21 protein-coding genes and 1 rRNA gene are annotated in these 22,256 nt (G+C 53.0%); 14 read left to right on the top strand and 8 right to left on the bottom strand.

Annotated features, from left to right (window positions below; translation table 11 throughout):
• The first annotated feature begins 49 nt into the window (after positions 1–49).
• The 9 genes from fabZ (at position 50) to tilS (ending at position 11,568) form a co-directional block, all read left to right on the top strand.
• Entirely contained in the window at positions 50–505 is a 456-nt protein-coding gene (gene fabZ, locus OGY33_RS22195; protein WP_003018528.1) for a 3-hydroxyacyl-ACP dehydratase FabZ, read from the top strand.
• Between the two features lie 3 nt (positions 506–508).
• On the top strand, positions 509–1,297 hold the full coding sequence (gene lpxA, locus OGY33_RS22190; RefSeq protein ID WP_003018525.1) for an acyl-ACP--UDP-N-acetylglucosamine O-acyltransferase: 789 nt from the start codon (positions 509–511) through the stop codon (positions 1,295–1,297).
• Positions 1,297–2,445 (top strand): lipid-A-disaccharide synthase, encoded by a 1,149-nt coding sequence (gene lpxB, locus OGY33_RS22185; RefSeq protein WP_003829168.1) that lies wholly within the window; start codon positions 1,297–1,299, stop codon positions 2,443–2,445. The genes lpxA and lpxB overlap by 1 nt, the downstream gene beginning before the upstream one ends.
• Positions 2,442–3,038 carry a ribonuclease HII gene (rnhB, locus tag OGY33_RS22180; protein WP_048214887.1) on the top strand — a complete coding sequence of 199 codons (597 nt, stop codon included), beginning with the start codon at positions 2,442–2,444 and terminating at the stop codon, positions 3,036–3,038. The genes lpxB and rnhB overlap by 4 nt, the downstream gene beginning before the upstream one ends.
• A gap of 24 nt (positions 3,039–3,062) precedes the next feature.
• Complete coding sequence (dnaE, locus tag OGY33_RS22175; RefSeq protein WP_032942408.1) at positions 3,063–6,545, top strand: DNA polymerase III subunit alpha; 3,483 nt, start codon at positions 3,063–3,065, stop codon at positions 6,543–6,545.
• Between the two features lie 12 nt (positions 6,546–6,557).
• The gene (accA, locus tag OGY33_RS22170) at positions 6,558–7,517 is read left to right on the top strand and encodes an acetyl-CoA carboxylase carboxyl transferase subunit alpha (protein WP_003829164.1); all 960 of its coding nucleotides are present in this window, start codon (positions 6,558–6,560) and stop codon (positions 7,515–7,517) included.
• Positions 7,518–7,616: 99 nt separating this feature from the next.
• Positions 7,617–9,755: a lysine decarboxylase LdcC gene (gene ldcC / locus OGY33_RS22165; RefSeq protein WP_149607637.1), complete on the top strand. Its 2,139-nt coding sequence runs from the start codon at positions 7,617–7,619 to the stop codon at positions 9,753–9,755.
• A 66-nt stretch (positions 9,756–9,821) separates the two neighbouring features.
• Complete coding sequence (locus tag OGY33_RS22160) at positions 9,822–10,211, top strand: VOC family protein (RefSeq protein WP_003829160.1); 390 nt, start codon at positions 9,822–9,824, stop codon at positions 10,209–10,211.
• 61 nt (positions 10,212–10,272) lie between these two features.
• A complete protein-coding gene (gene tilS, locus OGY33_RS22155) occupies positions 10,273–11,568 on the top strand; it encodes a tRNA lysidine(34) synthetase TilS (RefSeq protein ID WP_191238845.1) in 1,296 nt (431 codons plus the stop codon).
• A gap of 42 nt (positions 11,569–11,610) precedes the next feature.
• Here tilS and rof read toward each other — a convergent pair whose 3' ends face one another.
• Both rof and OGY33_RS22145 read right to left on the bottom strand, forming a co-directional pair.
• Positions 11,611–11,871, bottom strand: coding sequence for a Rho-binding antiterminator (gene rof, locus OGY33_RS22150; protein ID WP_003018503.1), 261 nt, complete (start codon positions 11,869–11,871; stop codon positions 11,611–11,613).
• Positions 11,858–12,058 (bottom strand): YaeP family protein, encoded by a 201-nt coding sequence (locus OGY33_RS22145; RefSeq protein ID WP_048214883.1) that lies wholly within the window; start codon positions 12,056–12,058, stop codon positions 11,858–11,860. Before OGY33_RS22145 ends, rof begins: the two co-directional genes overlap by 14 nt.
• A 188-nt stretch (positions 12,059–12,246) precedes the next feature.
• Between OGY33_RS22145 and OGY33_RS22140 the strand changes: the two genes are divergently transcribed.
• Genes OGY33_RS22140 through nlpE form a run of 3 tightly spaced genes read left to right on the top strand, consistent with a single transcriptional unit; the run spans position 12,247 to position 13,940 of the window.
• Positions 12,247–12,792: a YaeQ family protein gene (locus OGY33_RS22140; RefSeq protein ID WP_003018497.1), complete on the top strand. Its 546-nt coding sequence runs from the start codon at positions 12,247–12,249 to the stop codon at positions 12,790–12,792.
• Positions 12,789–13,211 carry an alternative ribosome rescue aminoacyl-tRNA hydrolase ArfB gene (arfB, locus tag OGY33_RS22135; RefSeq protein ID WP_032942412.1) on the top strand — a complete coding sequence of 141 codons (423 nt, stop codon included), beginning with the start codon at positions 12,789–12,791 and terminating at the stop codon, positions 13,209–13,211. Before OGY33_RS22140 ends, arfB begins: the two co-directional genes overlap by 4 nt.
• A gap of 30 nt (positions 13,212–13,241) precedes the next feature.
• Complete coding sequence (gene nlpE / locus OGY33_RS22130; RefSeq protein WP_085951559.1) at positions 13,242–13,940, top strand: envelope stress response activation lipoprotein NlpE; 699 nt, start codon at positions 13,242–13,244, stop codon at positions 13,938–13,940.
• Positions 13,941–13,984: 44 nt separating this feature from the next.
• Here the strand turns inward: nlpE and proS are convergent, their stop codons facing one another.
• The 6 genes from proS to metN all read right to left on the bottom strand — a co-directional run bounded on the left by proS (position 13,985) and on the right by metN (position 19,579).
• Complete coding sequence (gene proS / locus OGY33_RS22125) at positions 13,985–15,703, bottom strand: proline--tRNA ligase (RefSeq protein ID WP_003829149.1); 1,719 nt, start codon at positions 15,701–15,703, stop codon at positions 13,985–13,987.
• Between the two features lie 113 nt (positions 15,704–15,816).
• Complete coding sequence (gene tsaA / locus OGY33_RS22120; RefSeq protein WP_191238844.1) at positions 15,817–16,524, bottom strand: tRNA (N6-threonylcarbamoyladenosine(37)-N6)-methyltransferase TrmO; 708 nt, start codon at positions 16,522–16,524, stop codon at positions 15,817–15,819.
• A complete protein-coding gene (gene rcsF / locus OGY33_RS22115; protein WP_003018477.1) occupies positions 16,521–16,925 on the bottom strand; it encodes an envelope stress sensor lipoprotein RcsF in 405 nt (134 codons plus the stop codon). The genes tsaA and rcsF overlap by 4 nt, the downstream gene beginning before the upstream one ends.
• A 116-nt stretch (positions 16,926–17,041) precedes the next feature.
• Positions 17,042–17,857, bottom strand: a complete 816-nt coding sequence (gene metQ, locus OGY33_RS22110; RefSeq protein ID WP_003829145.1) for a methionine ABC transporter substrate-binding lipoprotein MetQ — start codon at positions 17,855–17,857, stop codon at positions 17,042–17,044.
• A gap of 44 nt (positions 17,858–17,901) precedes the next feature.
• Positions 17,902–18,555, bottom strand: a complete 654-nt coding sequence (locus OGY33_RS22105) for a methionine ABC transporter permease MetI (RefSeq protein ID WP_003018471.1) — start codon at positions 18,553–18,555, stop codon at positions 17,902–17,904.
• Positions 18,548–19,579, bottom strand: a complete 1,032-nt coding sequence (gene metN / locus OGY33_RS22100) for a methionine ABC transporter ATP-binding protein MetN (protein WP_048227055.1) — start codon at positions 19,577–19,579, stop codon at positions 18,548–18,550. The genes OGY33_RS22105 and metN overlap by 8 nt, the downstream gene beginning before the upstream one ends.
• A 189-nt stretch (positions 19,580–19,768) precedes the next feature.
• Between metN and gmhB the strand changes: the two genes are divergently transcribed.
• A complete protein-coding gene (gene gmhB / locus OGY33_RS22095; protein ID WP_003829138.1) occupies positions 19,769–20,335 on the top strand; it encodes a D-glycero-beta-D-manno-heptose 1,7-bisphosphate 7-phosphatase in 567 nt (188 codons plus the stop codon).
• 369 nt (positions 20,336–20,704) lie between these two features.
• Positions 20,705–22,246 (top strand): 16S ribosomal RNA (locus tag OGY33_RS22090).
• The last annotated feature ends 10 nt before the right edge of the window (positions 22,247–22,256 follow it).

The raw sequence follows: 22,256 nt of genomic DNA, 5'->3' as shown, positions 1-22,256 counted from the left end.
CAGGCCGTGTTATTATTGCCTTTTAGTATATTTTGACAGGAAGAGTATTTTGACTACTAACACTCATACTCTGCATATTGAAGAGATTTTAGAACTTCTGCCGCACCGTTTTCCGTTTCTGCTGGTTGACCGCGTGCTGGATTTTGAAGAAGGTCGTTTTCTGCGCGCAGTGAAAAATGTATCCGTTAACGAGCCTTTCTTTCAGGGCCACTTCCCGGGTAAACCTATTTTCCCTGGCGTATTGATTCTGGAAGCGATGGCACAGGCTACCGGTATCCTCGCGTTTAAAAGCGTAGGAAAACTGGAACCAGGCGAACTGTATTATTTCGCGGGTATTGATGAAGCACGCTTTAAGCGTCCTGTCGTGCCTGGCGATCAGATGATCATGGAAGTGACTTTCGAAAAAACGCGCCGTGGCCTGACCCGTTTTAAAGGGGTTGCGCTGGTCGACGGTAAAGTTGTGTGCGAAGCAACGATGATGTGTGCCCGTAGCCGGGAGGCCTGATACGTGATTGATAAATCCGCCTTTATTCACCCGACCGCCATTGTAGAAGAGGGCGCCAGCATTGGTGCCAATGCTCACATTGGCCCGTTTTGTATTGTTGGACCCCATGTTGAAATTGGTGAGGGTACCGTACTGAAGTCTCACGTTGTCGTGAATGGCCATACAAAAATTGGTCGCGATAACGAGATCTATCAGTTTGCCTCCATCGGTGAAGTTAACCAGGATCTTAAATATGCTGGTGAACCGACCCGTGTGGAAATTGGCGATCGCAACCGCATCCGCGAAAGCGTCACCATTCATCGTGGCACAGTGCAGGGCGGTGGAGTGACGAAGGTGGGCAGCGATAACTTACTGATGATTAATGCGCACGTCGCGCATGATTGTACGGTAGGCAACCGCTGTATTCTGGCGAATAACGCCACGCTTGCCGGACATGTTTCGCTTGATGATTTTGTTATCATCGGCGGCATGACCGCGGTGCATCAGTTCTGCATCATCGGTGCGCATGTGATGGTTGGTGGCTGTTCTGGTGTGGCCCAGGATGTGCCTCCGTACGTTATCGCCCAGGGCAACCACGCGACGCCGTTTGGCGTCAATATCGAAGGTTTGAAGCGTCGTGGATTCACCCGCGAAGCGATTACCGCGATTCGTAACGCCTACAAAGCGTTGTACCGTAGCGGTAAAACGCTGGAAGAAGTGAAACCCGAAATCGCGGAACTGGCGAAACAGTACCCCGAAGTTCAGGCTTTCAGCGACTTCTTTGAGCGCTCAACGCGTGGCCTGATTCGTTAATGACTGAACAGCGTCCTTTAACGATTGCCCTCGTCGCCGGAGAAACCTCCGGCGATATTCTTGGTGCAGGGTTAATCCGTGCACTCAAGGCTCGCGTTCCCAATGCGCGCTTTGTTGGCGTGGCGGGTCCGCTGATGCAGGCCGAAGGCTGTGAAGCCTGGTACGAAATGGAAGAGCTGGCGGTCATGGGCATTGTTGAAGTGCTCGGACGCCTGCGCCGTTTACTGCATATTCGTGCCGACCTCACTCGCCGATTCACCGACTTAAAGCCGGATGTTTTCGTCGGCATTGATGCGCCTGATTTCAATATTACCCTCGAAGGGAACTTGAAAAAACAGGGCATTAAAACCATTCATTATGTCAGTCCGTCCGTCTGGGCGTGGCGACAGAAACGCGTTTTCAAAATAGGCAGATCCACCAACATGGTGCTGGCCTTTCTGCCTTTCGAAAAAGCGTTTTATGACAAATTTAACGTCCCGTGCCGCTTTATCGGTCATACCATGGCAGATGCCATGCCGTTGGACCCGGATAAAAATGCGGCGCGTGATGTTCTGGGCATTCCCCATGACGCTCACTGCCTGGCACTACTGCCAGGAAGCCGTGGTGCAGAAGTGGAGATGCTCAGCGCCGATTTTCTGAAAACGGCGCAGCTATTACGCCAGCATTATCCGGATCTCGAAGTGGTGGTGCCGTTGGTGAATGCCAAACGCCGCGAGCAGTTTGAGCGAATCAAAGCTGAAGTTGCACCGGAGCTTTCTGTACATCTGCTCAATGGGATGGGACGTGAAGCAATGGTGGCCAGCGATGCCGCACTGCTGGCTTCAGGTACCGCCGCGCTGGAATGTATGCTGGCAAAATGCCCGATGGTGGTTGGCTACCGTATGAAACCCTTCACCTTCTGGCTGGCGAAGCGTCTGGTGAAGACTGATTACGTTTCGCTACCTAACCTGCTGGCGGGAAGAGAACTGGTTAAAGAGCTGTTGCAGGAAGAGTGTGAACCGCAGGCGCTGTCGCAAGCGCTATTGCCGTTGCTGGCGAATGGTAAAACCAGCCATGCGATGCACGACACATTCCGTGAACTGCACCAGCAGATCCGTTGCAATGCTGATGAGCAGGCAGCGGATGCGGTCCTGGAGTTAGCGCAATGATTGAATTTGTGTATCCGCATACGCATTTAGTAGCGGGTGTGGATGAAGTCGGGCGCGGCCCTTTGGTTGGCGCAGTCGTCACAGCTGCCGTCATTCTGGATCCGGCTCGCCCTATTATCGGTCTTAACGATTCAAAAAAACTGTCAGAAAAACGTCGCCTGGCGCTGTTTGATGAAATTAAAGAAAAAGCGTTAAGCTGGAGCCTTGGTCGGGCGGAACCGCATGAAATCGACGAGCTGAACATTTTGCATGCCACCATGCTGGCCATGCAGCGTGCTGTTGCGAGTCTACATATTGCGCCCGAATACGTGCTGATTGACGGCAATCGTTGCCCGGCATTACCGGTACCGTCGATGGCGGTGGTCAAAGGTGATAGCCGCGTGGCGGAGATTAGCGCCGCATCGATTCTGGCAAAAGTGACCCGTGACGCTGAAATGGCGGCGCTGGATACGGTTTTTCCACAGTATGGTTTTGCACAGCACAAAGGCTATCCAACCGCATTTCATCTGGAAAAATTGGCACTGCATGGTGCGACTGAGCACCATCGCCGCAGCTTTGGCCCCGTCAAACGCGCACTGGGACTCTCGTCCTGATTCTTGTGTCGAAGGAATCTGAAGATGTCTGAACCACGTTTCGTCCACCTACGGGTGCACAGCGACTACTCCATGATCGATGGGCTGGCGAAAACCGGACCGCTGGTGAAAAAGGCGGCCGCGTTAGGCATGCCTGCGCTGGCGATCACCGATTTTACCAACCTGTGTGGTCTGGTGAAGTTTTACGGAGCGGGTCACGGTGCGGGTATTAAGCCGATAGTTGGCGCAGATTTTCATGTCCGCAGTGAGCTGTTGGGCGATGAACTCACGCAGCTCACCGTGCTGGCCGCAAATAATACCGGCTATCAGAACCTGACGTTGTTGATTTCGAAAGCCTATCAGCGCGGCTATGGCGCAGAAGGACCGGTTATCGACCGGGACTGGTTGGTTGAGCTAAAAGAAGGTTTGATTTTGCTCTCCGGCGGTCGCATGGGCGATGTCGGACGCAGCCTGCTGCGCGGCAATAGCGCATTGGTTGACGAGTGCGTGGCGTTTTACGAAGAACATTTTCCCAATTGCTATTTCCTCGAACTGATTCGCACCGGCAGGCAAGATGAAGAAAATTATCTGCACGCAGCCGTAGAACTGGCCGAAACGCGTGGTCTACCGGTGGTAGCGACTAACGATGTCCGCTTCCTTGAAACCGGAGATTTCGATGCGCATGAAATCCGCGTGGCAATCCACGACGGGTTTACCCTTGATGACCCGAAACGTCCGCGCAACTATTCGCCGCAGCAGTACATGCGCAGCGAAGATGAGATGTGCGAGCTGTTCTCGGATATTCCGGAAGCGCTGCAAAACACCGTCGAGATAGCCAAACGCTGCAACGTGACGGTGCGTCTGGGCGAATACTTCCTGCCGCAGTTCCCGACCGGCGATATGACCACCGAGGATTTCCTCGTGGCGAAATCACGCGAAGGGCTGGAAGAACGTCTCGAATTTTTGTTCCCTGACCCTGAAGTTCGTGCGCAAAAGCGCCCGCCTTACGATGAACGTCTGGAAGTTGAACTTAAAGTTATCAACCAGATGGGATTCCCTGGCTACTTCCTGATCGTTATGGAATTTATCCAGTGGTCGAAAGATAACGGCGTACCGGTAGGCCCGGGACGTGGTTCCGGCGCTGGCTCACTTGTCGCCTATGCGCTGAAAATTACCGATCTCGATCCGCTGGAATTTGACCTGCTGTTCGAACGTTTCCTTAACCCGGAACGTGTCTCAATGCCCGACTTCGACGTTGACTTCTGTATGGAGAAACGCGACCAGGTTATCGAGCACGTGGCGGAAATGTACGGTCGTGATGCGGTTTCGCAGATTATTACTTTCGGTACGATGGCTGCAAAAGCGGTTATCCGCGACGTGGGCCGCGTGCTGGGACATCCGTACGGTTTCGTTGACCGTATTTCGAAACTGGTGCCGCCCGATCCGGGCATGACGCTGGCAAAAGCCTTTGAAGCCGAACCCCAACTGCCAGAAATCTATGAGGCAGATGAAGAGGTTAAAGCGCTGATCGATATGGCGCGTAAGCTGGAAGGCGTCACGCGTAATGCCGGTAAGCACGCCGGTGGTGTGGTTATCGCACCGACAAAAATTACTGATTTTGCGCCTCTGTACTGCGATGAGCAGGGGCTGCACCCGGTTACTCAGTTTGATAAGAACGACGTGGAATATGCCGGTCTTGTGAAGTTCGACTTCCTCGGCCTGCGTACGCTCACCATCATCAACTGGGCGCTGGAAATGATCAACGCGCGCCGTGAAAAGAACGGTGAGCCACCGCTGGATATTGCGGCTATCCCGCTGGATGACAAGAAAAGCTTCGATATGCTGCAACGCTCGGAGACCACGGCGGTCTTCCAGCTTGAATCCCGCGGTATGAAAGACCTGATCAAACGTCTGCAGCCTGACTGCTTCGAAGACATGATCGCACTGGTGGCTCTGTTCCGCCCAGGTCCGCTACAGTCGGGGATGGTAGATAACTTTATCGACCGTAAGCATGGTCGCGAAGAGATTTCCTACCCGGACGTACAATGGCAGCATGAGTGTCTGAAACCGGTACTGGAGCCGACCTACGGCATTATCCTGTATCAGGAACAGGTTATGCAGATTGCCCAGGAGTTGTCCGGGTACACCCTTGGCGGCGCGGATATGCTGCGTCGTGCGATGGGTAAGAAAAAGCCGGAAGAGATGGCTAAGCAGCGCGGCACCTTTGAAGAAGGGGCGAAAAAGCGCGGCGTAGACGGCGAACTGGCGATGAAAATCTTTGACCTGGTGGAGAAATTCGCCGGTTACGGATTTAACAAATCGCACTCCGCAGCCTATGCGCTCGTCTCTTACCAGACGCTGTGGCTGAAGGCGCATTATCCTGCTGAGTTTATGGCGGCGGTAATGACCGCCGATATGGATAACACTGAAAAAGTGGTCGGGCTGGTAGATGAATGCTGGCGTATGGGGCTCAAAATCCTGCCGCCGGATATCAACTCCGGGCTTTACCATTTTCACGTGAATGATGATGGCGAGATTGTTTATGGCATCGGCGCGATAAAAGGCGTGGGTGAAGGACCAATTGAAGCTATTATTGAGGCGCGTAACGAAGGCGGTTACTTCCGTGAGCTGTTTGATCTCTGTGCGCGCACGGATATCAAAAAACTTAACCGCCGGGTGCTGGAAAAGCTAATCATGTCCGGGGCGTTTGATCGCCTTGGCCCGCATCGGGCGGCGTTGATGAATTCGCTCAACGATGCGCTAAAAGCCGCCGATCAGCATGCAAAAGCCGAAGCTATTGGTCAGGCCGATATGTTTGGCGTGCTGGCGGAAGAACCGGAGCAAATTGAACAATCCTATGCCAGTTGCCAACCGTGGCCGGAGCAGGTGGTATTAGATGGTGAGCGTGAAACGTTGGGGCTTTACCTGACGGGACACCCCATCAACCAGTATTTAAAAGAAATTGAGCGCTATGTCGGAGGCTACAGGCTGAAAGACATGCATCCGACAGAACGTGGTAAAGTCACCACGGCTGCGGGGCTCGTCATTGCTGCGCGGGTAATGGTCACCAAGCGCGGCAATCGTATCGGCATCTGTACACTGGATGACCGTTCCGGACGTCTGGAAGTTATGTTGTTTACCGATGCTCTGGATAAATACCAGCAATTGCTGGAAAAAGACCGCATACTTATCGTCAGCGGACAGGTCAGCTTTGATGACTTCAGCGGCGGGCTTAAAATGATGGCCCGTGAAGTCATGGATATTGACGAAGCCCGGGAAAAATATGCTCGCGGGCTTGCTATCTCGCTGACGGACAGGCAAATTGATGACCAGCTTTTAAACCGACTCCGTCAGTCTCTGGAACCCCACCGCTCGGGGACAATTCCAGTACATCTCTACTATCAGAGGGCGGATGCACGTGCGCGGTTGCGTTTTGGCGCGACGTGGCGTGTCTCTCCGAGCGATCGTTTGCTAAACGATCTCCGTGGCCTTATTGGTTCGGAGCAGGTGGAACTGGAGTTTGACTAATACAGGAATACTATGAGTCTGAATTTCCTTGATTTTGAACAGCCGATTGCAGAGCTGGAAGCAAAAATCGATTCTTTGACTGCGGTTAGCCGTCAGGATGAGAAACTGGATATTAACATCGATGAAGAAGTGCATCGTCTGCGTGAAAAAAGCGTAGAACTGACGCGTAAAATCTTCGCCGATCTTGGCGCATGGCAGGTAGCCCAACTGGCGCGCCATCCACAGCGTCCGTACACCCTGGATTATGTCCGCCTGGCGTTTGATGAATTTGATGAGCTGGCGGGCGATCGTGCCTATGCGGATGATAAAGCTATTGTTGGCGGTATCGCGCGTCTGGATGGCCGTCCGGTGATGATCATTGGTCATCAGAAAGGCCGTGAGACCAAAGAAAAGATTCGCCGTAATTTCGGCATGCCAGCGCCGGAAGGCTATCGCAAAGCGCTGCGTCTGATGGAAATGGCCGAGCGTTTCAACATGCCGATCATTACCTTCATCGACACCCCAGGGGCTTACCCGGGCGTGGGCGCGGAAGAGCGTGGTCAGTCAGAAGCGATCGCGCGCAACCTGCGTGAAATGTCGCGTCTGAGCGTACCGGTAATCTGCACCGTTATCGGTGAAGGTGGTTCCGGTGGCGCGCTGGCGATCGGTGTAGGCGATAAAGTGAATATGCTGCAATACAGCACCTATTCCGTTATCTCCCCGGAAGGTTGTGCTTCCATTCTGTGGAAAAGCGCCGACAAAGCACCGCTGGCCGCAGAAGCGATGGGAATTGTTGCCCCGCGTCTGAAAGAGCTGAAGCTTATCGACTCTATCATTCCGGAACCGTTAGGCGGTGCACACCGCAATCCGGAAGTGATGGCTGCGTCCCTGAAAGCACAGCTGCTGGCCGATCTCGCCGATCTCGACGTGTTAAGCAAAGACGATCTGAAAAACCGTCGTTACCAGCGTCTGATGAGCTACGGTTACGCGTAAACTGCATTTATTCTGAAAAGGGCCACTACGTTGTGGCCCTTTTTTTTACCTGCGGTTTGACCAGGCTATGATTAACTAAGGTTTTTCCAGGAGGAACGCATGAATATCATTGCCATCATGGGACCGCATGGCGTCTTTTATAAAGATGAGCCCATCAAGGAACTTGAGCGTGCGCTGCAACAGCAGGGATTTCAGATTATCTGGCCGCAGAATAGTGTCGACCTGCTGAAGTTTATCGAACACAACCCGCGAATTTGCGGCGTCATTTTTGACTGGGATGAATATAGCCTGGAGCTGTGCAGTGACATCAACCAGCTCAACGAGTATCTCCCGCTCTATGCCTTTATTAATACCCATTCGACGATGGATGTCAGTGCGCACGACCTGCGCATGGCGCTGTGGTTTTTTGAGTATGCGCTGGGTCAGTCTGAAGACATTGCCACCCGCATTCGCCAGTACACCAACGAATACCTCGATAACATTACGCCTCCGTTCACCAAGGCGCTGTTTACCTATGTGAAGGAAGGGAAGTATACCTTTTGTACGCCTGGACATATGGCGGGTACGGCGTACCAGAAAAGCCCGGTCGGCTGCCTGTTCTATGATTTCTTTGGCGGCAATACGCTGAAAGCCGACGTGTCCATTTCCGTAACCGAACTGGGCTCATTGCTTGATCATACCGGTCCGCACCTTGAAGCGGAGGAGTACATCGCTCGCACCTTTGGTGCCGAACAGAGCTATATGGTGACTAACGGCACCTCGACATCGAACAAGATTGTCGGTATGTATGCTGCGCCTGCAGGAAGTACGCTACTGATTGACCGCAACTGCCATAAGTCGCTGGCGCATTTGCTGATGATGAGCGATGTGGTGCCAATCTGGTTGAAGCCTACGCGTAACGCGTTGGGGATCCTCGGCGGTATACCCCGTCGGGAATTTACCCATGGAAGTATTGAACGCAAGGTAGAAGAGACGACTCAGGCGCAATGGCCGGTACACGCGGTGATCACCAACTCCACCTATGACGGGCTGCTTTATAACACCAACTGGATCAAGCAAACCCTGGATGTGCCCTCCATCCATTTTGATTCAGCCTGGGTGCCGTATACCCATTTTCATCCGATATATCAGGGGAAAAGCGGGATGAGCGGCGAACGGGTACCGGGAAAGGTGATATTTGAAACCCAGTCCACCCACAAGATGCTGGCGGCGTTGTCACAGGCTTCGCTGATCCACATTAAGGGTGACTATGATGAAGACACGTTCAACGAAGCCTTTATGATGCACACCTCCACGTCTCCGAGCTACCCGATTGTGGCGTCGATAGAAACGGCGGCGGCAATGCTGCGTGGTAATTCCGGCAAGCGGTTAATCAATCGTTCGGTGGAACGGGCGTTGCATTTCCGTAAAGAAGTGCAGCGTCTGCGCGAAGAGTCGGATGGCTGGTTCTTTGATATCTGGCAGCCGGAAAAGGTCGATGAAGCAGAATGTTGGCCGGTAGCGCCAGGTGAAGACTGGCACGGATTTGTTGATGCTGATGCCGACCACATGTTCCTCGACCCGGTGAAGGTCACGATTCTGACGCCGGGAATGGATGAACAGGGAAATATGAGCGAAGAGGGGATCCCTGCGTCGTTGGTGGCGAAATTCCTTGATGAACGCGGCGTCGTCGTCGAAAAAACGGGACCGTATAACCTGTTGTTCCTGTTCAGTATTGGCATAGATAAAACCCGGGCGATGGGGCTGCTGCGTGGCCTGACGGAATTTAAACGCTCGTACGATCTGAATTTACGCGTGAAAAATATGCTGCCGGATCTGTATGCTGAAGATCCCGATTTCTATCGCAATATGCGTATTCAGGATCTGGCACAGGGGATCCATAAGCTGATCCGCCAGCACGATCTCTCCGGACTGATGCTGCGGGCATTTGATACCTTGCCGGAAATGAAAATGACACCGCACCAGGCCTGGCAGCGGCAGATCAAAGGTGAGGTGGAAACCGTGGCGCTTGATCAACTGGTAGGACGCGTGTCCGCCAATATGATCCTGCCTTATCCTCCTGGCGTGCCGCTCTTGATGCCCGGGGAAATGATCACTGCTAAAAGCCGGGCTGTCCTCGATTTTCTTCTGATGCTGTGTTCAGTGGGGCAGCGCTACCCGGGATTTGAAACCGATATCCATGGCGCTAAACTGGGCGAGGATGGTGTGTATCGCGTGAGAGTCTTAAAAATGGCATAACGACTTGCCTGACCCTAAGACGTACGAGTAACGTGCTGACAGAAAAATGAAAGAGGCGATGACGCTATGCTGGGATTAAAACAGGTTCACCATATTGCCATTATTGCGACGGACTACGCGGCAAGTAAGGCATTTTACTGCGATGTGCTTGGCTTTACACTGATGAGCGAAGCCTATCGGGAAGAGAGAGATTCGTGGAAAGGCGATCTGGCATTGAACGGCCAGTATGTGATTGAGCTTTTTTCTTTCCCGTTTCCACCTTGCCGTCCGAGCCGACCGGAAGCCTGCGGTTTGCGTCATCTGGCGTTCAGCGTGGAGGATGTGGAAAAGTCGATCGCGCATCTGGAAGCACACCACGTGAAGTGTGAATCCATACGTATCGATCCATTTACCGGTAAACGCTTTACGTTTTTCAACGATCCGGACGGATTGCCCCTCGAACTGTACGAGCTGTAAGGCTTGTCATTGTGGCGTTAGCCCGGTAACGTGCCGGGCAATGCCATTGTAAGTAACCATCATGACGACACTCACGCTGAACACTTCACTGCTGAATTCTCAATCGATTTTGGTCGCCTTTAGCGGCGGGCTGGACTCAACCGTACTCCTGCATCAGCTGGTGCAGTGGCGAGCGCAGCATCCTGAGGTCGCTTTACGCGCAATCCATATTCATCACGGATTAAGCCCACATGCAGACAGTTGGGTGCAGCACTGTGAGTCAGTATGTATGCAGTGGCAGGTGCCGCTAGTGGTTGGGCGGGTACACCTTGAGGACGATGGCCTGGGCATCGAAGCTCAGGCACGACGCGCGCGCTATCAGGCATTTGCGCAGACCTTACTACCGGGCGAGGTGCTGATGACCGCCCAGCATCTCGATGACCAGTGTGAAACCTTTTTGCTGGCGCTTAAGCGCGGCAGCGGCCCTGCCGGACTTTCCGCCATGGGCGAAAACTCACCGTTCGCCGGAACCCAGCTGATTCGACCTCTGCTGGCGCAAACGCGAGAGGCGCTTGAAGCATGGGCGCGGCAGCATGAATTATGCTGGATTGAAGATGAAAGCAATCAGGATGATACCTACGATCGCAATTTCCTCAGATTGCGCGTTACCCCATTGCTCCAACAGCGCTGGCCGCACTTCGCGCAAGCCGTAGCCCGCAGCGCCGCGCTGTGTGCTGAGCAGGAGAGTTTACTGGATGAACTGCTGGCCAGCGATTTAGCCGATTGCATCACAGCCCACGGCACACTGCTACTGGTACCGTTAATGATGATGAGCGACGTGCGTCGTGCCGCGCTGCTTCGTCGCTGGCTGGCGGGGTTAAATGCGCCGATGCCTTCTCGTGATGGACTGGAACGTATCTGGCAGGAAGTGGCGCTGGCGCGGGAAGATGCCTCACCCTGTTTTCGCCTCGGGGAGTACGAGGTCCGCCGTTATCAGTCACAGCTGTGGTGGGTGAAGTCAGTCGATGGGCAAAGCGAAACCGTTATCCCATGGCTAGAGTGGAAAACACCGTTGGCGCTGCCTGCCGGATTGGGTTCGGTTCAGTTAATCTCTGCGGGTGAATTGCGCATGCCGCAAGCGGATGAAGCTGTCAGCATTCGTTTCAAAGCACCAGGGTTATTGCATATTGTCGGGCGTAAGGGTGGACGGAAATTAAAGAAAATCTGGCAGGAACAGGGGATCCCGCCCTGGCGACGAGATACCACACCGCTGCTGTTTTACGGCGAAACGTTGATTGCGGCTGCGGGTGTTTTCGTGACGCGTGAGGGAGCGGCGGAAGATGAAGAAGGCGTGAGTCTGGTTTGGCGTGGAAAGTAGGCCGGATAAGGTGCTTTGCACCGTCATCCGGCACCAAAATAATCAGGATTCGCTGACCACCACGGTACCGATTTGCGGGTGGCTGAAGCTGGCAATTTTGTCGAGACGAAGCTCCCGGGTTTCACCTGCGACATCTGCGACCAGATACTCCACGTTTTTGCGTGAAACCAGGTCGTTCGCTTTCGCCTGCAAAACTTCGCCATCTTTTAACGCCAGCGTCAGTAACAAATGGTGCTGGCAGGCGAGTTCAAGATTGTCGTAATCATCGCAGTTGATGGGTTGATACGTTTCATTCATTGACATAATCGCTCACCAGTAAGTTCGCGGCAGCATAGGCCGCTTTTTCCCTGACCGACTCTGGAAGGGCGCTGTCTGTCGCCACTTCATTAAGCACCTTCAATACGCAACCCAGCGCATCCGGGATATACCCTAAGTCTCCGCTGGCGATTTCCGCGTACCGCTTGCGTATTAACTCACAATATTTTTCCACATGCCCTCCTGTCAGCACTCTGACTTAACCGTGGATGCAAGTCTAAGCCTACGAAGATAAACTCTGTTTAGCAAGGTGACTATACCATACTCATTCAAGCAATATCAGCGCCTTGATAGATGAGCAGTTAGCAGCCTTTTGCCGCAGTTTTCGCTACAATGTGCGCCTGATTCGAAAGGAGTTCTCCCATGGCGCTTAAAGCGACAATTTATAAAGCCGTCGTCAACGTAGCGGATCTTGACCGCAACCAGTTTCTTGACGCGGCCTTGACGCTGGCGCGTCACCCCTCTGAAACCCAGGAGCGCATGATGCTGCGCCTGCTGGCCTGGATTAAATATGCCGATGAACGGCTGCAGTTCACGCGTGGCCTGAGCGCGGAAGACGAGCCTGAAGCATGGCTGCGTAACGACCATCTGGGCATCGATCTTTGGATTGAGCTGGGTCTGCCGGATGAGCGCCGTATCAAGAAAGCCTGTACCCAGTCTGGTGAGGTTGCTCTGTTTGCCTACAACAGCCGTGCGGCTCAGATCTGGTGGCAGCAAAACCAGAACAAATGTGCGCAGTTTAAAAATCTCACCGTGTGGTATCTGGATGATGAACAGCTGGCGCAACTGAGTGATTTTGCTGGTCGTACAATGGCGCTGCAGGCGACTATTCAGGACGGCGCTATTTGGCTGTCCGATTCTCAGAACAATCTGGAAATTCATCTGACTGCGTGGCAGCCGCGTTCATGATTGTTCTCTCCCGAAACGTCTCTATCCCTGATAATGAGCTGGAAATCACGGCGATTCGGGCACAAGGCGCGGGTGGTCAGCACGTTAACAAGACCTCGACGGCTATCCATTTGCGCTTTGACATTCGGGCCTCGAGCCTGCCAGAGTATTACAAGGAACGCCTGCTGGCCGCCAGCCATCATCTGATTAGCGGCGATGGCATTATTATCATTAAGGCGCAGGAATACCGTAGCCAGGAGCTCAATCGGGAAGCGGCAATCTCCCGACTGGTGGCGGTGATAAAAGAATTAACCGCGGTGCAAAAAAGCCGACAGGCAACTCGCCCTACGCGCGCCTCGAAAGAGCGCAGGTTGTCATCGAAGGCGCAAAAATCCACAGTGAAAGCACTGCGCGGGAGAGTTCGTCGAACGCAAGACTGACGAGCGGGAATAAAAATTAATAAGGAATTGATAGTGAAAACAGCAATATTGTCCGTGGTCGCTGCATGCACGCTTTTTTCCTTGATTGGCTGTAATAATCGTACTGAAGTTGAAGTACTACAGCCGACGCGGGCGGCAGAATTAAAACCGATGCAGCAAAGCTGGCGTGGCATCTTACCTTGCGCGGACTGCGAAGGGATTGAAACCTCTCTGTTTCTGGAAAAAGACGGCACATGGGTGATGAACGAACGCTATCAGGGCGTGCGGGATGAACCGTCTTCGTTTGCCTCTTATGGCACATGGGCGCGTACAGCCGACAAACTGGTGCTGACCGACAGTAAAGGTGAAAAGTCGTACTACCGGGCTAAAGGCGAGGCGCTGGAAATGCTCGATCGTGAAGGTAACCCGATTGAGTCACAGTTTAACTACACGCTCCAGCCGGTTTCCGCCAGCTTACCGGTGACGCCAATGCCGATGCGAGGCATGTATTTCTACATGGCTGACGCGGCAATCTTTACCGACTGCGCAACGGGTAAACGGATGCCGGTGGCGAATAACGCTCAGCTTGAACGCGACTATTTAGCCGCTCGTGCGGAAAACGGACAGTCCGTACTGCTGACGCTTGAGGCACATTTCACGCTGGAGTCAAACCCGGATACGGGTGAGAAAGTGAAAACGTTGATGGCGGATAAAGACGCGAAATTTATCCCTGGTAAAGCGTGTAATTAATCGATAGAAAAAAGGCCCTGATAATCAGGGCCTTTTTGTTGGTATTAGCCTTTAATGGCTTTGACCAGGAAGTCGACGATGTCGCCGGTTTTAATCAGCTCTTTCTCGCCGTTACGACGGTATTTGTATTCGATATCGTCGTTGTCGAGGTTACGGTCGCCCAGCACGATGGTGTGTGGGATACCGATCAGTTCCATATCGGCAAACATCACGCCCGGACGCTCTTTACGATCGTCCATCAGCACTTCGATACCCTGCGCGCGCAGCTCAGCGTACAGCTTCTCAGCCAGCTCCTGCACACGGTAGGATTTGTGCATGTTCATCGGCAGAATGGCGACCTGGAACGGGGCAATGGCATCTGGCCATACGATGCCACGATCGTCAAAGTTTTGTTCAATAGCAGCAGCGACTACGCGAGTGACCCCGATACCGTAGCAGCCCATAGTCAGCGTCTGGTTACGGCCATCTTCGCCCTGGACAGCGGCTTTCATCGCTTCAGAGTACTTGGTACCCAACTGGAAGATATGGCCGACTTCGATACCGCGTTTGATCATCAGCGTACCTTTGCCGTCCGGGCTAGGGTCGCCGGCGACTACGTTACGGATGTCAGCAACTTCCGGGGTGGCCACGTCGCGATCCCAGTTAATACCGAAATAGTGTTTACCGTCGATGTTGGCACCGGCAGCGAAATCGCTCATTACTGCAACGGTACGGTCGATAACCACCGGAATTGGCATATTCACCGGACCGAGCGAGCCAGGACCTGCTTTTACCAGCGCACGAATTTCTTCTTCGGTGGCAAAGGTCAGCGGGCTGGCAACCTGCGGCAGTTTTTCCGCTTTGACTTCGTTCAGCTCGTGATCGCCACGAACCAGCAGGGCGACCAGCGGGTAGCTGCTGCCTTCAACCGCTTTCACCAGCAGGGTTTTCACGGTTTTTTCGATAGGCAGGTTGAACTGCTCAACCAGTTCGGCGATGGTTTTAGCGTTCGGCGTATCTACCAGCGTCATTTCCTGGGTTGCTGCCGCGCGCGGCTCCTTCGGCGCAACGGCTTCGGCAAATTCGATGTTCGCCGCATAGTCGGAAGAGTCGGAGAAGATCACATCGTCTTCGCCGCTCTGCGCCAGCACCTGGAATTCGTGAGAGGCGCTGCCGCCGATAGAACCGGTATCCGCTTGTACTGCACGGAAATCCAGCCCCATACGGCTGAAGATTTTGCTATACGCAGCGTACATCGCGTCGTAGGTTTCCTGCAGGGATTCCTGAGAGGTGTGGAAAGAGTATGCATCTTTCATCAGGAATTCGCGGGAGCGCATCACGCCGAAGCGCGGACGGACTTCGTCACGGAATTTGGTCTGAATCTGATAGAAGTTCAGCGGCAGCTGTTTGTAAGAGCTCAGCTCGTTACGGATCAGGTCGGTGATCACTTCTTCATGCGTTGGGCCGAGGACGAACGAACGATCGCCACGGTCAGCAATACGCAGCAGTTCCGGGCCGTATTGTTCCCAACGGCCGCTCTCTTCCCACAGTTCAGAAGGCTGAACGACCGGCATCAACACCTCGATCGCACCGGCGTTGTTCATCTCTTCACGCACGATGTTTTCGACTTTTTTCAGGACGCGCACGCCGGTCGGCAGCCAGGTATATAACCCGGAGGCCAGCTTGCGGATCATCCCGGCGCGCAGCATCAGCTGGTGGCTGATGACTTCGGCGTCGGCAGGTGTCTCCTTCAGAGTGGAGAGCAGATATTGGCTAGTACGCATGTTGTTACGGTTCCAGTTGAACGATCGAACAGGCTCAAAACGAGCCTGGCACAAAACAAAAGTGGTTTAGTTTACCAGCGAGAAAGGGATGTCAAAAGAGTACGCGACGCAAATTAGCGGGCTTCCAGAGCAAAGACCTCAAATCCTGACGGCGTGACGCGCCAGCGGACGTTAAAGTCCAGCAGCCAGACGGCGTAGGTTTTGCCTTCTTCCTCATTTTTACGGTAGGCAGGACGCGGATCCTGCGCCAGCACTTCGGCAATAAACTGACGAAGATGCGGGTAACGTTGTTCGAGCTTCGGTAGCCGCTCCGCGAGATCTTCACTGAACGTCACGTCTACACTGGCCTGGGGGGCATCCTGAGCATAGCTGGCGCGAGCATCGGGTAACGATTCGGCAAACGGCAGATATGGTTTTATATCTACAACTGGCGTGCCATCAACGAGATCCAGCCCACCTAGTTCGAGGATCACGTGCTCTTTATGGCAGCGGATGCCCCGTAGCTCGACCAACGACATGCCAACAGGGTTAGGACGAAACGTTGAACGCGTGGCAAAGACACCCATTCTGGCGTTGCCGCCAAGGCGGGGAGGGCGCACGGTCGGACGCCATCCACCTTCCATTGTCTGGTGAAAAACAAAAATCACCCACAAATGACTGAAGGCTTCCAGGCCGCGAACGGCATCGGCCTGGTTATAAGGTGCGAGCAAATGCAGTTCACCGCTGGCGCTTTTCACCAGACCGGGCTGGCGTGGAACGGCGAACTTTTCTTTATAAGGTGAGCGGATAACGCCTATTTGCTCGAACTGAAAATGGCTCATTTCGCCGAAATGTTCAGTGCAGAACCGATGCAAACCGCCTGACGATAGCAACCCGGCGTTCCGCTGGTCACTTCGCAACTGTGCAGCAATACCGCATTAGCTTTCATTTTTGATGCGTTAATCTGCATGCGTTTGCGTGCGGTTGGAATGCTCGGAGGGGAATCCTGGTTTGAAGCCTGGCAGGATTCACCGCTAACTTCGCCAAGATCGCGGAACGGTTTGCCTACTAAATCTTCAGCGTTAGTAATGATTCTTACCGGCGTAGCGCGCGGTGCTTTCGGTTTTTCCGGCTCCGCTTTCGGCGGGGTTGCGGTGCTTTGAACGGGTTCAACAGGGGATCTGCTTAACATAGAACAGCCGCTCAGCAAGAGTGCTACTAAACAGATCGGTAAAGCACGCATAATATTTCCTCAATGAATGATCTAAACGTCAGATATTGAATCAGGTGCTTGCATAAATGACAAGACGGGCAAGCGCCCGTCCTGATGATATTACAGATTCTGTAAACAGCCTAAAATTACCAGCCCTTAACAGCACCGCCGTTGAAGACTTTGTTTGCTGCTTCGTACACTTCGTCAGACTGGTATGCTTCAACGAATTTCTTCACGTTCTCAGCATCTTTATTGTCTTCACGAGTTACAATCAGGTTTACGTACGGGGAATCTTTATCTTCAACAAAGATACCGTCTTTTGCCGGAGTCAGGCCGATCTGGCTGGCGTAGGTGGTGTTGATGACCGCCAGTGCGATTTGTGCATCGTCCAGGGAACGCGGCAGCTGCGGTGCTTCCAGTTCAACCAGCTTCAGGTTTTTCGGGTTTTCAATCACGTCCAGCGCGGTTGGCAGCAGGCCAACACCGTCTTTCAGTTTGATTAAGCCCACTTTTTGCAGCAGCAGCAAGGAACGGCCAAGGTTAGTCGGGTCGTTTGGAATCGCAACCTGGGAACCGTCCTGCAGCTCATCCAGTGATTTGATTTTTTTGGAGTAGCCCGCAATCGGGTAAACAAAAGTATTACCTACAGCAACCAGCTTGTAACCACGATCTTTGATCTGCTGGTCCAGGTATGGTTTGTGCTGGAAGGCGTTAGCATCGATATCGCCTTTGCTCAGCGCTTCGTTAGGCAGAACGTAATCGTTAAACGTGACCAGCTCAACGTCCAGACCGTATTTTTCTTTTGCCACTTTCTGCGCGACTTCTGCAACCTGCTGCTCTGCGCCAACAATAACGCCCACTTTGATGTGATTAGGATCTTTTTCATCCTGACCGCAACCCACAAGTGCCAGAGAACCGATCAGGGCTCCAACTGCCGCAAAGGTTTTGAATTTGAACGCCATGCTTATTTCCTTTTCTTAATGAGTTTTTAGTGTTGTGTGCAACGTTATTTGTGCGTGACAGCCCGGACGATGCGATCGCCGGATAACTGAATTAAATAAACCAGAACGACGAGCAATACCAGTACTGTATTCATTACGGTAGCGTTGTAACCAATATAGCCGTACTGATAGCCAATCTGTCCAAGACCACCGGCACCGACGGCACCGCCCATCGCGGAGTAACCAACCAGCGTGATAAGGGTGATGGTGGCCGCATTGACCAGTCCTGGCAGCGCTTCTGGCAGTAATACCTTACGTACAATTTGCAGCGGCGTGGCGCCCATCGCACGAGAGGCTTCTATCAGCCCGGTCGGGATTTCGAGCAGCGCGTTTTCCACCATACGGGCGATAAACGGCGCGGCACCGACGGTCAGCGGAACGATAGCTGCCTGCAGTCCTATCGAGGTGCCTACGATCATGCGGGTGAACGGAATCATCCACACCAGTAAGATGATGAACGGGATGGAACGGAAAATGTTCACCAGCGCAGAGAGCGTACGGTAAAGCTTCGCGTTCTCAATAATTTGCCCCGGACGCGTTACGTACAGCAACACGCCGACCGGCAGACCAATCACAAAGCCAAAAAAACCGGACACAAAGGTCATTGCCAGCGTTTCCCATACGCCGCGAACCAGCAGCCACATCATCGGCTCAGACATAACCCAGTACCTCTACTTTTACATGGTGTTCCTGCAACCAGCTAATGGCTGCTTGTGTATCTTCCTGTGTGCCGTGCATTTCAGTCAGCATGATGCCGAACTTCACACCGCCGGCGTAATCCATCTGCGCGCTAATAATGTTGTTATTCACATTAAAGCGACGGGCCGTCTCAGAAAGTAGCGGTGCATCGACCGAATGGCCGGTGAATTCCATACGCAGCATCGGCACGCTGTCGGCTTCCGGCTCCGCTTTTAAACGTTCCAGATAATCTTCCGGAATATCCAGGTGCAGCGTGGATTGGATAAATTTCTGTGCCAGCGGCGTTTTCGGATGTGAGAACACTTCACTAACGGTGTCTTGCTCAATCAGTTCACCATTGCTGATGACCGCCACGCAGTCACAAATACGTTTTACAACGTCCATTTCGTGGGTAATCAGCAGAATGGTGAGTCCCAGACGACGATTAATATCTTTCAATAATTCCAGAATCGAGCGGGTCGTTGCCGGATCGAGTGCGCTGGTGGCTTCATCGCACAGCAACACTTTGGGATTACTTGCCAGCGCACGGGCGATCGCCACACGCTGTTTTTGTCCACCGGAAAGGTTGGCCGGATAGCTATCGTGCTTGTCGCCAAGACCAACCAACTCCAACAGCTCTGTTACGCGGCGTTTGATCTCTTCTTTTGGCGTGTTATCCAGTTCCAGCGGTAGTGCGACGTTACCGAACACCGTACGGGAAGAGAGCAGGTTAAAGTGCTGAAAAATCATGCCGATTTGACGGCGAGCTTTAGTCAACTCCGACTCAGAAAGCGTGGTCAGCTCCTGACCGCCAACCTGAACGCTGCCTTCGGTAGGGCGTTCGAGTAGGTTAACGCAGCGGATGAGCGTACTTTTACCGGCACCGGAGGCGCCAATAACGCCATAAATCTGCCCGGCAGGAACATGCAGGCTGACATTATTTAGCGCCTGAATGGTGCGAGTCCCCTGCTGGAACACTTTGGTGATATTCGAAAGTTTAATCATTGGTTATTTATTATCGTAATTAAGTTAGCCGTGGCATTTTCGTCTGTCAGGTACGGTCGAAGCCGTCAACAAGATGGATGTTAAGGCATCCAGACGTCTAAATCAATCGGGCTTTGCACGATGAGCACTTTCTTGCCCGCTGAAACATGCGATACTAGAGTCACATGCCTTATTCAGGAGCTATAAAAGGTGGCAAAGTCTGTACCCGCAATTTTTCTCGACCGTGACGGTACCATTAATGTGGACCACGGTTATGTACATGAGATCGACGAGTTTGAGTTTATCGACGGCGTTATTGATGCCATGCGTGAACTTAAAAAGATGGGTTACGCGCTTATTATCGTGACGAACCAGTCTGGTATCGCGCGTGGTAAATTTACTGAGGCGCAGTTTGAAACGTTGACCGAATGGATGGACTGGTCGCTGGCCGATCGCGACGTTGAGCTGGATGGCATCTACTACTGCCCGCATCACCCGCAGGGTACTGTAGAAGAGTATCGTCAGGTCTGCGACTGTCGTAAACCACATCCTGGCATGTTTATCTCCGCCCGAGACTTCTTGCACATCGATATGGCCGCTTCTTATATGGTAGGCGACAAAATTGAAGATATGCAGGCGGCGGCAGCTGCGAATGTTGGCACGAAGGTATTGGTGCGCACAGGCAAACCCGTCACGCCAGAAGCAGAAAATGCGGCAGATTTGGTCATAAATAGTCTGGCAGACCTGCCGATGGCGATAAAAAAGCAGCAAAAGTAAGCGTTGTGGATAAAAGGTGAGCGGTTGAAACAAAAATGCATTTTTCCGCTTGTCTTCCTGAGTCGACTCCCTATAATGCGCCTCCATCGACACGGCGGATGTGAATCACTTCACACAAACAGCCGGTTCGGTTGAAGAGAAAAACCTGAAAATGAGGGTTGACTCTGAAAGAGGAAAGCGTAATATACGCCACCTCGCGACAGAGCGCTAAAGCGCGTCGCAACTGCTCTTTAACAATTTATCAGACAATCTGTGTGGGCACTCGAAGATACGGATTCTTAACGTCGCAAGACGAAAAATGAATACCAAGTCTCAACGAGTGAACACGTAATTCATTACGAAGTTTAATTCATTGAGCATCAAACTTTTAAATTGAAGAGTTTGATCATGGCTCAGATTGAACGCTGGCGGCAGGCCTAACACATGCAAGTCGAACGGTAGCACAGAGGAGCTTGCTCCTTGGGTGACGAGTGGCGGACGGGTGAGTAATGTCTGGGAAACTGCCCGATGGAGGGGGATAACTACTGGAAACGGTAGCTAATACCGCATAACGTCGCAAGACCAAAGAGGGGGACCTTCGGGCCTCTTGCCATCGGATGTGCCCAGATGGGATTAGCTAGTAGGTGGGGTAACGGCTCACCTAGGCGACGATCCCTAGCTGGTCTGAGAGGATGACCAGCCACACTGGAACTGAGACACGGTCCAGACTCCTACGGGAGGCAGCAGTGGGGAATATTGCACAATGGGCGCAAGCCTGATGCAGCCATGCCGCGTGTATGAAGAAGGCCTTCGGGTTGTAAAGTACTTTCAGCGAGGAGGAAGGCGTTGTGGTTAATAACCGCAGCGATTGACGTTACTCGCAGAAGAAGCACCGGCTAACTCCGTGCCAGCAGCCGCGGTAATACGGAGGGTGCAAGCGTTAATCGGAATTACTGGGCGTAAAGCGCACGCAGGCGGTCTGTCAAGTCGGATGTGAAATCCCCGGGCTCAACCTGGGAACTGCATCCGAAACTGGCAGGCTAGAGTCTTGTAGAGGGGGGTAGAATTCCAGGTGTAGCGGTGAAATGCGTAGAGATCTGGAGGAATACCGGTGGCGAAGGCGGCCCCCTGGACAAAGACTGACGCTCAGGTGCGAAAGCGTGGGGAGCAAACAGGATTAGATACCCTGGTAGTCCACGCCGTAAACGATGTCGACTTGGAGGTTGTGCCCTTGAGGCGTGGCTTCCGGAGCTAACGCGTTAAGTCGACCGCCTGGGGAGTACGGCCGCAAGGTTAAAACTCAAATGAATTGACGGGGGCCCGCACAAGCGGTGGAGCATGTGGTTTAATTCGATGCAACGCGAAGAACCTTACCTACTCTTGACATCCAGAGAACTTAGCAGAGATGCTTTGGTGCCTTCGGGAACTCTGAGACAGGTGCTGCATGGCTGTCGTCAGCTCGTGTTGTGAAATGTTGGGTTAAGTCCCGCAACGAGCGCAACCCTTATCCTTTGTTGCCAGCGGTTAGGCCGGGAACTCAAAGGAGACTGCCAGTGATAAACTGGAGGAAGGTGGGGATGACGTCAAGTCATCATGGCCCTTACGAGTAGGGCTACACACGTGCTACAATGGCATATACAAAGAGAAGCGACCTCGCGAGAGCAAGCGGACCTCATAAAGTATGTCGTAGTCCGGATTGGAGTCTGCAACTCGACTCCATGAAGTCGGAATCGCTAGTAATCGTGGATCAGAATGCCACGGTGAATACGTTCCCGGGCCTTGTACACACCGCCCGTCACACCATGGGAGTGGGTTGCAAAAGAAGTAGGTAGCTTAACCTTCGGGAGGGCGCTTACCACTTTGTGATTCATGACTGGGGTGAAGTCGTAACAAGGTAACCGTAGGGGAACCTGCGGTTGGATCACCTCCTTACCTTAAAGAA

Origin of the sequence: Citrobacter sp. Cpo032, assembly GCF_030332975.1 — a bacterium.
Lineage (GTDB): Bacteria > Pseudomonadota > Gammaproteobacteria > Enterobacterales > Enterobacteriaceae > Citrobacter > Citrobacter portucalensis.
Note: the sequence above shows the minus strand (reverse complement) of the source record. Positions and strands in the feature narration are given on the sequence as shown.

Coding starts and splice junctions, on each gene's coding strand:
- rnhB (WP_048214887.1), top strand. CDS start 2,442: ATGATTGAATTTGTGTATCCGCATACGCATTTAGTAGCGGGTGTGGAT.
- metQ (WP_003829145.1), bottom strand. CDS start 17,857: ATGGCGTTCAAATTCAAAACCTTTGCGGCAGTTGGAGCCCTGATCGGT.
- tsaA (WP_191238844.1), bottom strand. CDS start 16,524: ATGAGCCATTTTCAGTTCGAGCAAATAGGCGTTATCCGCTCACCTTAT.
- rof (WP_003018503.1), bottom strand. CDS start 11,871: ATGTCAATGAATGAAACGTATCAACCCATCAACTGCGATGATTACGAC.
- metN (WP_048227055.1), bottom strand. CDS start 19,579: ATGATTAAACTTTCGAATATCACCAAAGTGTTCCAGCAGGGGACTCGC.
- dnaE (WP_032942408.1), top strand. CDS start 3,063: ATGTCTGAACCACGTTTCGTCCACCTACGGGTGCACAGCGACTACTCC.
- OGY33_RS22105 (WP_003018471.1), bottom strand. CDS start 18,555: ATGTCTGAGCCGATGATGTGGCTGCTGGTTCGCGGCGTATGGGAAACG.
- OGY33_RS22140 (WP_003018497.1), top strand. CDS start 12,247: ATGGCGCTTAAAGCGACAATTTATAAAGCCGTCGTCAACGTAGCGGAT.
- proS (WP_003829149.1), bottom strand. CDS start 15,703: ATGCGTACTAGCCAATATCTGCTCTCCACTCTGAAGGAGACACCTGCC.
- ldcC (WP_149607637.1), top strand. CDS start 7,617: ATGAATATCATTGCCATCATGGGACCGCATGGCGTCTTTTATAAAGAT.
- lpxB (WP_003829168.1), top strand. CDS start 1,297: ATGACTGAACAGCGTCCTTTAACGATTGCCCTCGTCGCCGGAGAAACC.
- arfB (WP_032942412.1), top strand. CDS start 12,789: ATGATTGTTCTCTCCCGAAACGTCTCTATCCCTGATAATGAGCTGGAA.
- accA (WP_003829164.1), top strand. CDS start 6,558: ATGAGTCTGAATTTCCTTGATTTTGAACAGCCGATTGCAGAGCTGGAA.
- rcsF (WP_003018477.1), bottom strand. CDS start 16,925: ATGCGTGCTTTACCGATCTGTTTAGTAGCACTCTTGCTGAGCGGCTGT.
- OGY33_RS22160 (WP_003829160.1), top strand. CDS start 9,822: ATGCTGGGATTAAAACAGGTTCACCATATTGCCATTATTGCGACGGAC.
- tilS (WP_191238845.1), top strand. CDS start 10,273: ATGACGACACTCACGCTGAACACTTCACTGCTGAATTCTCAATCGATT.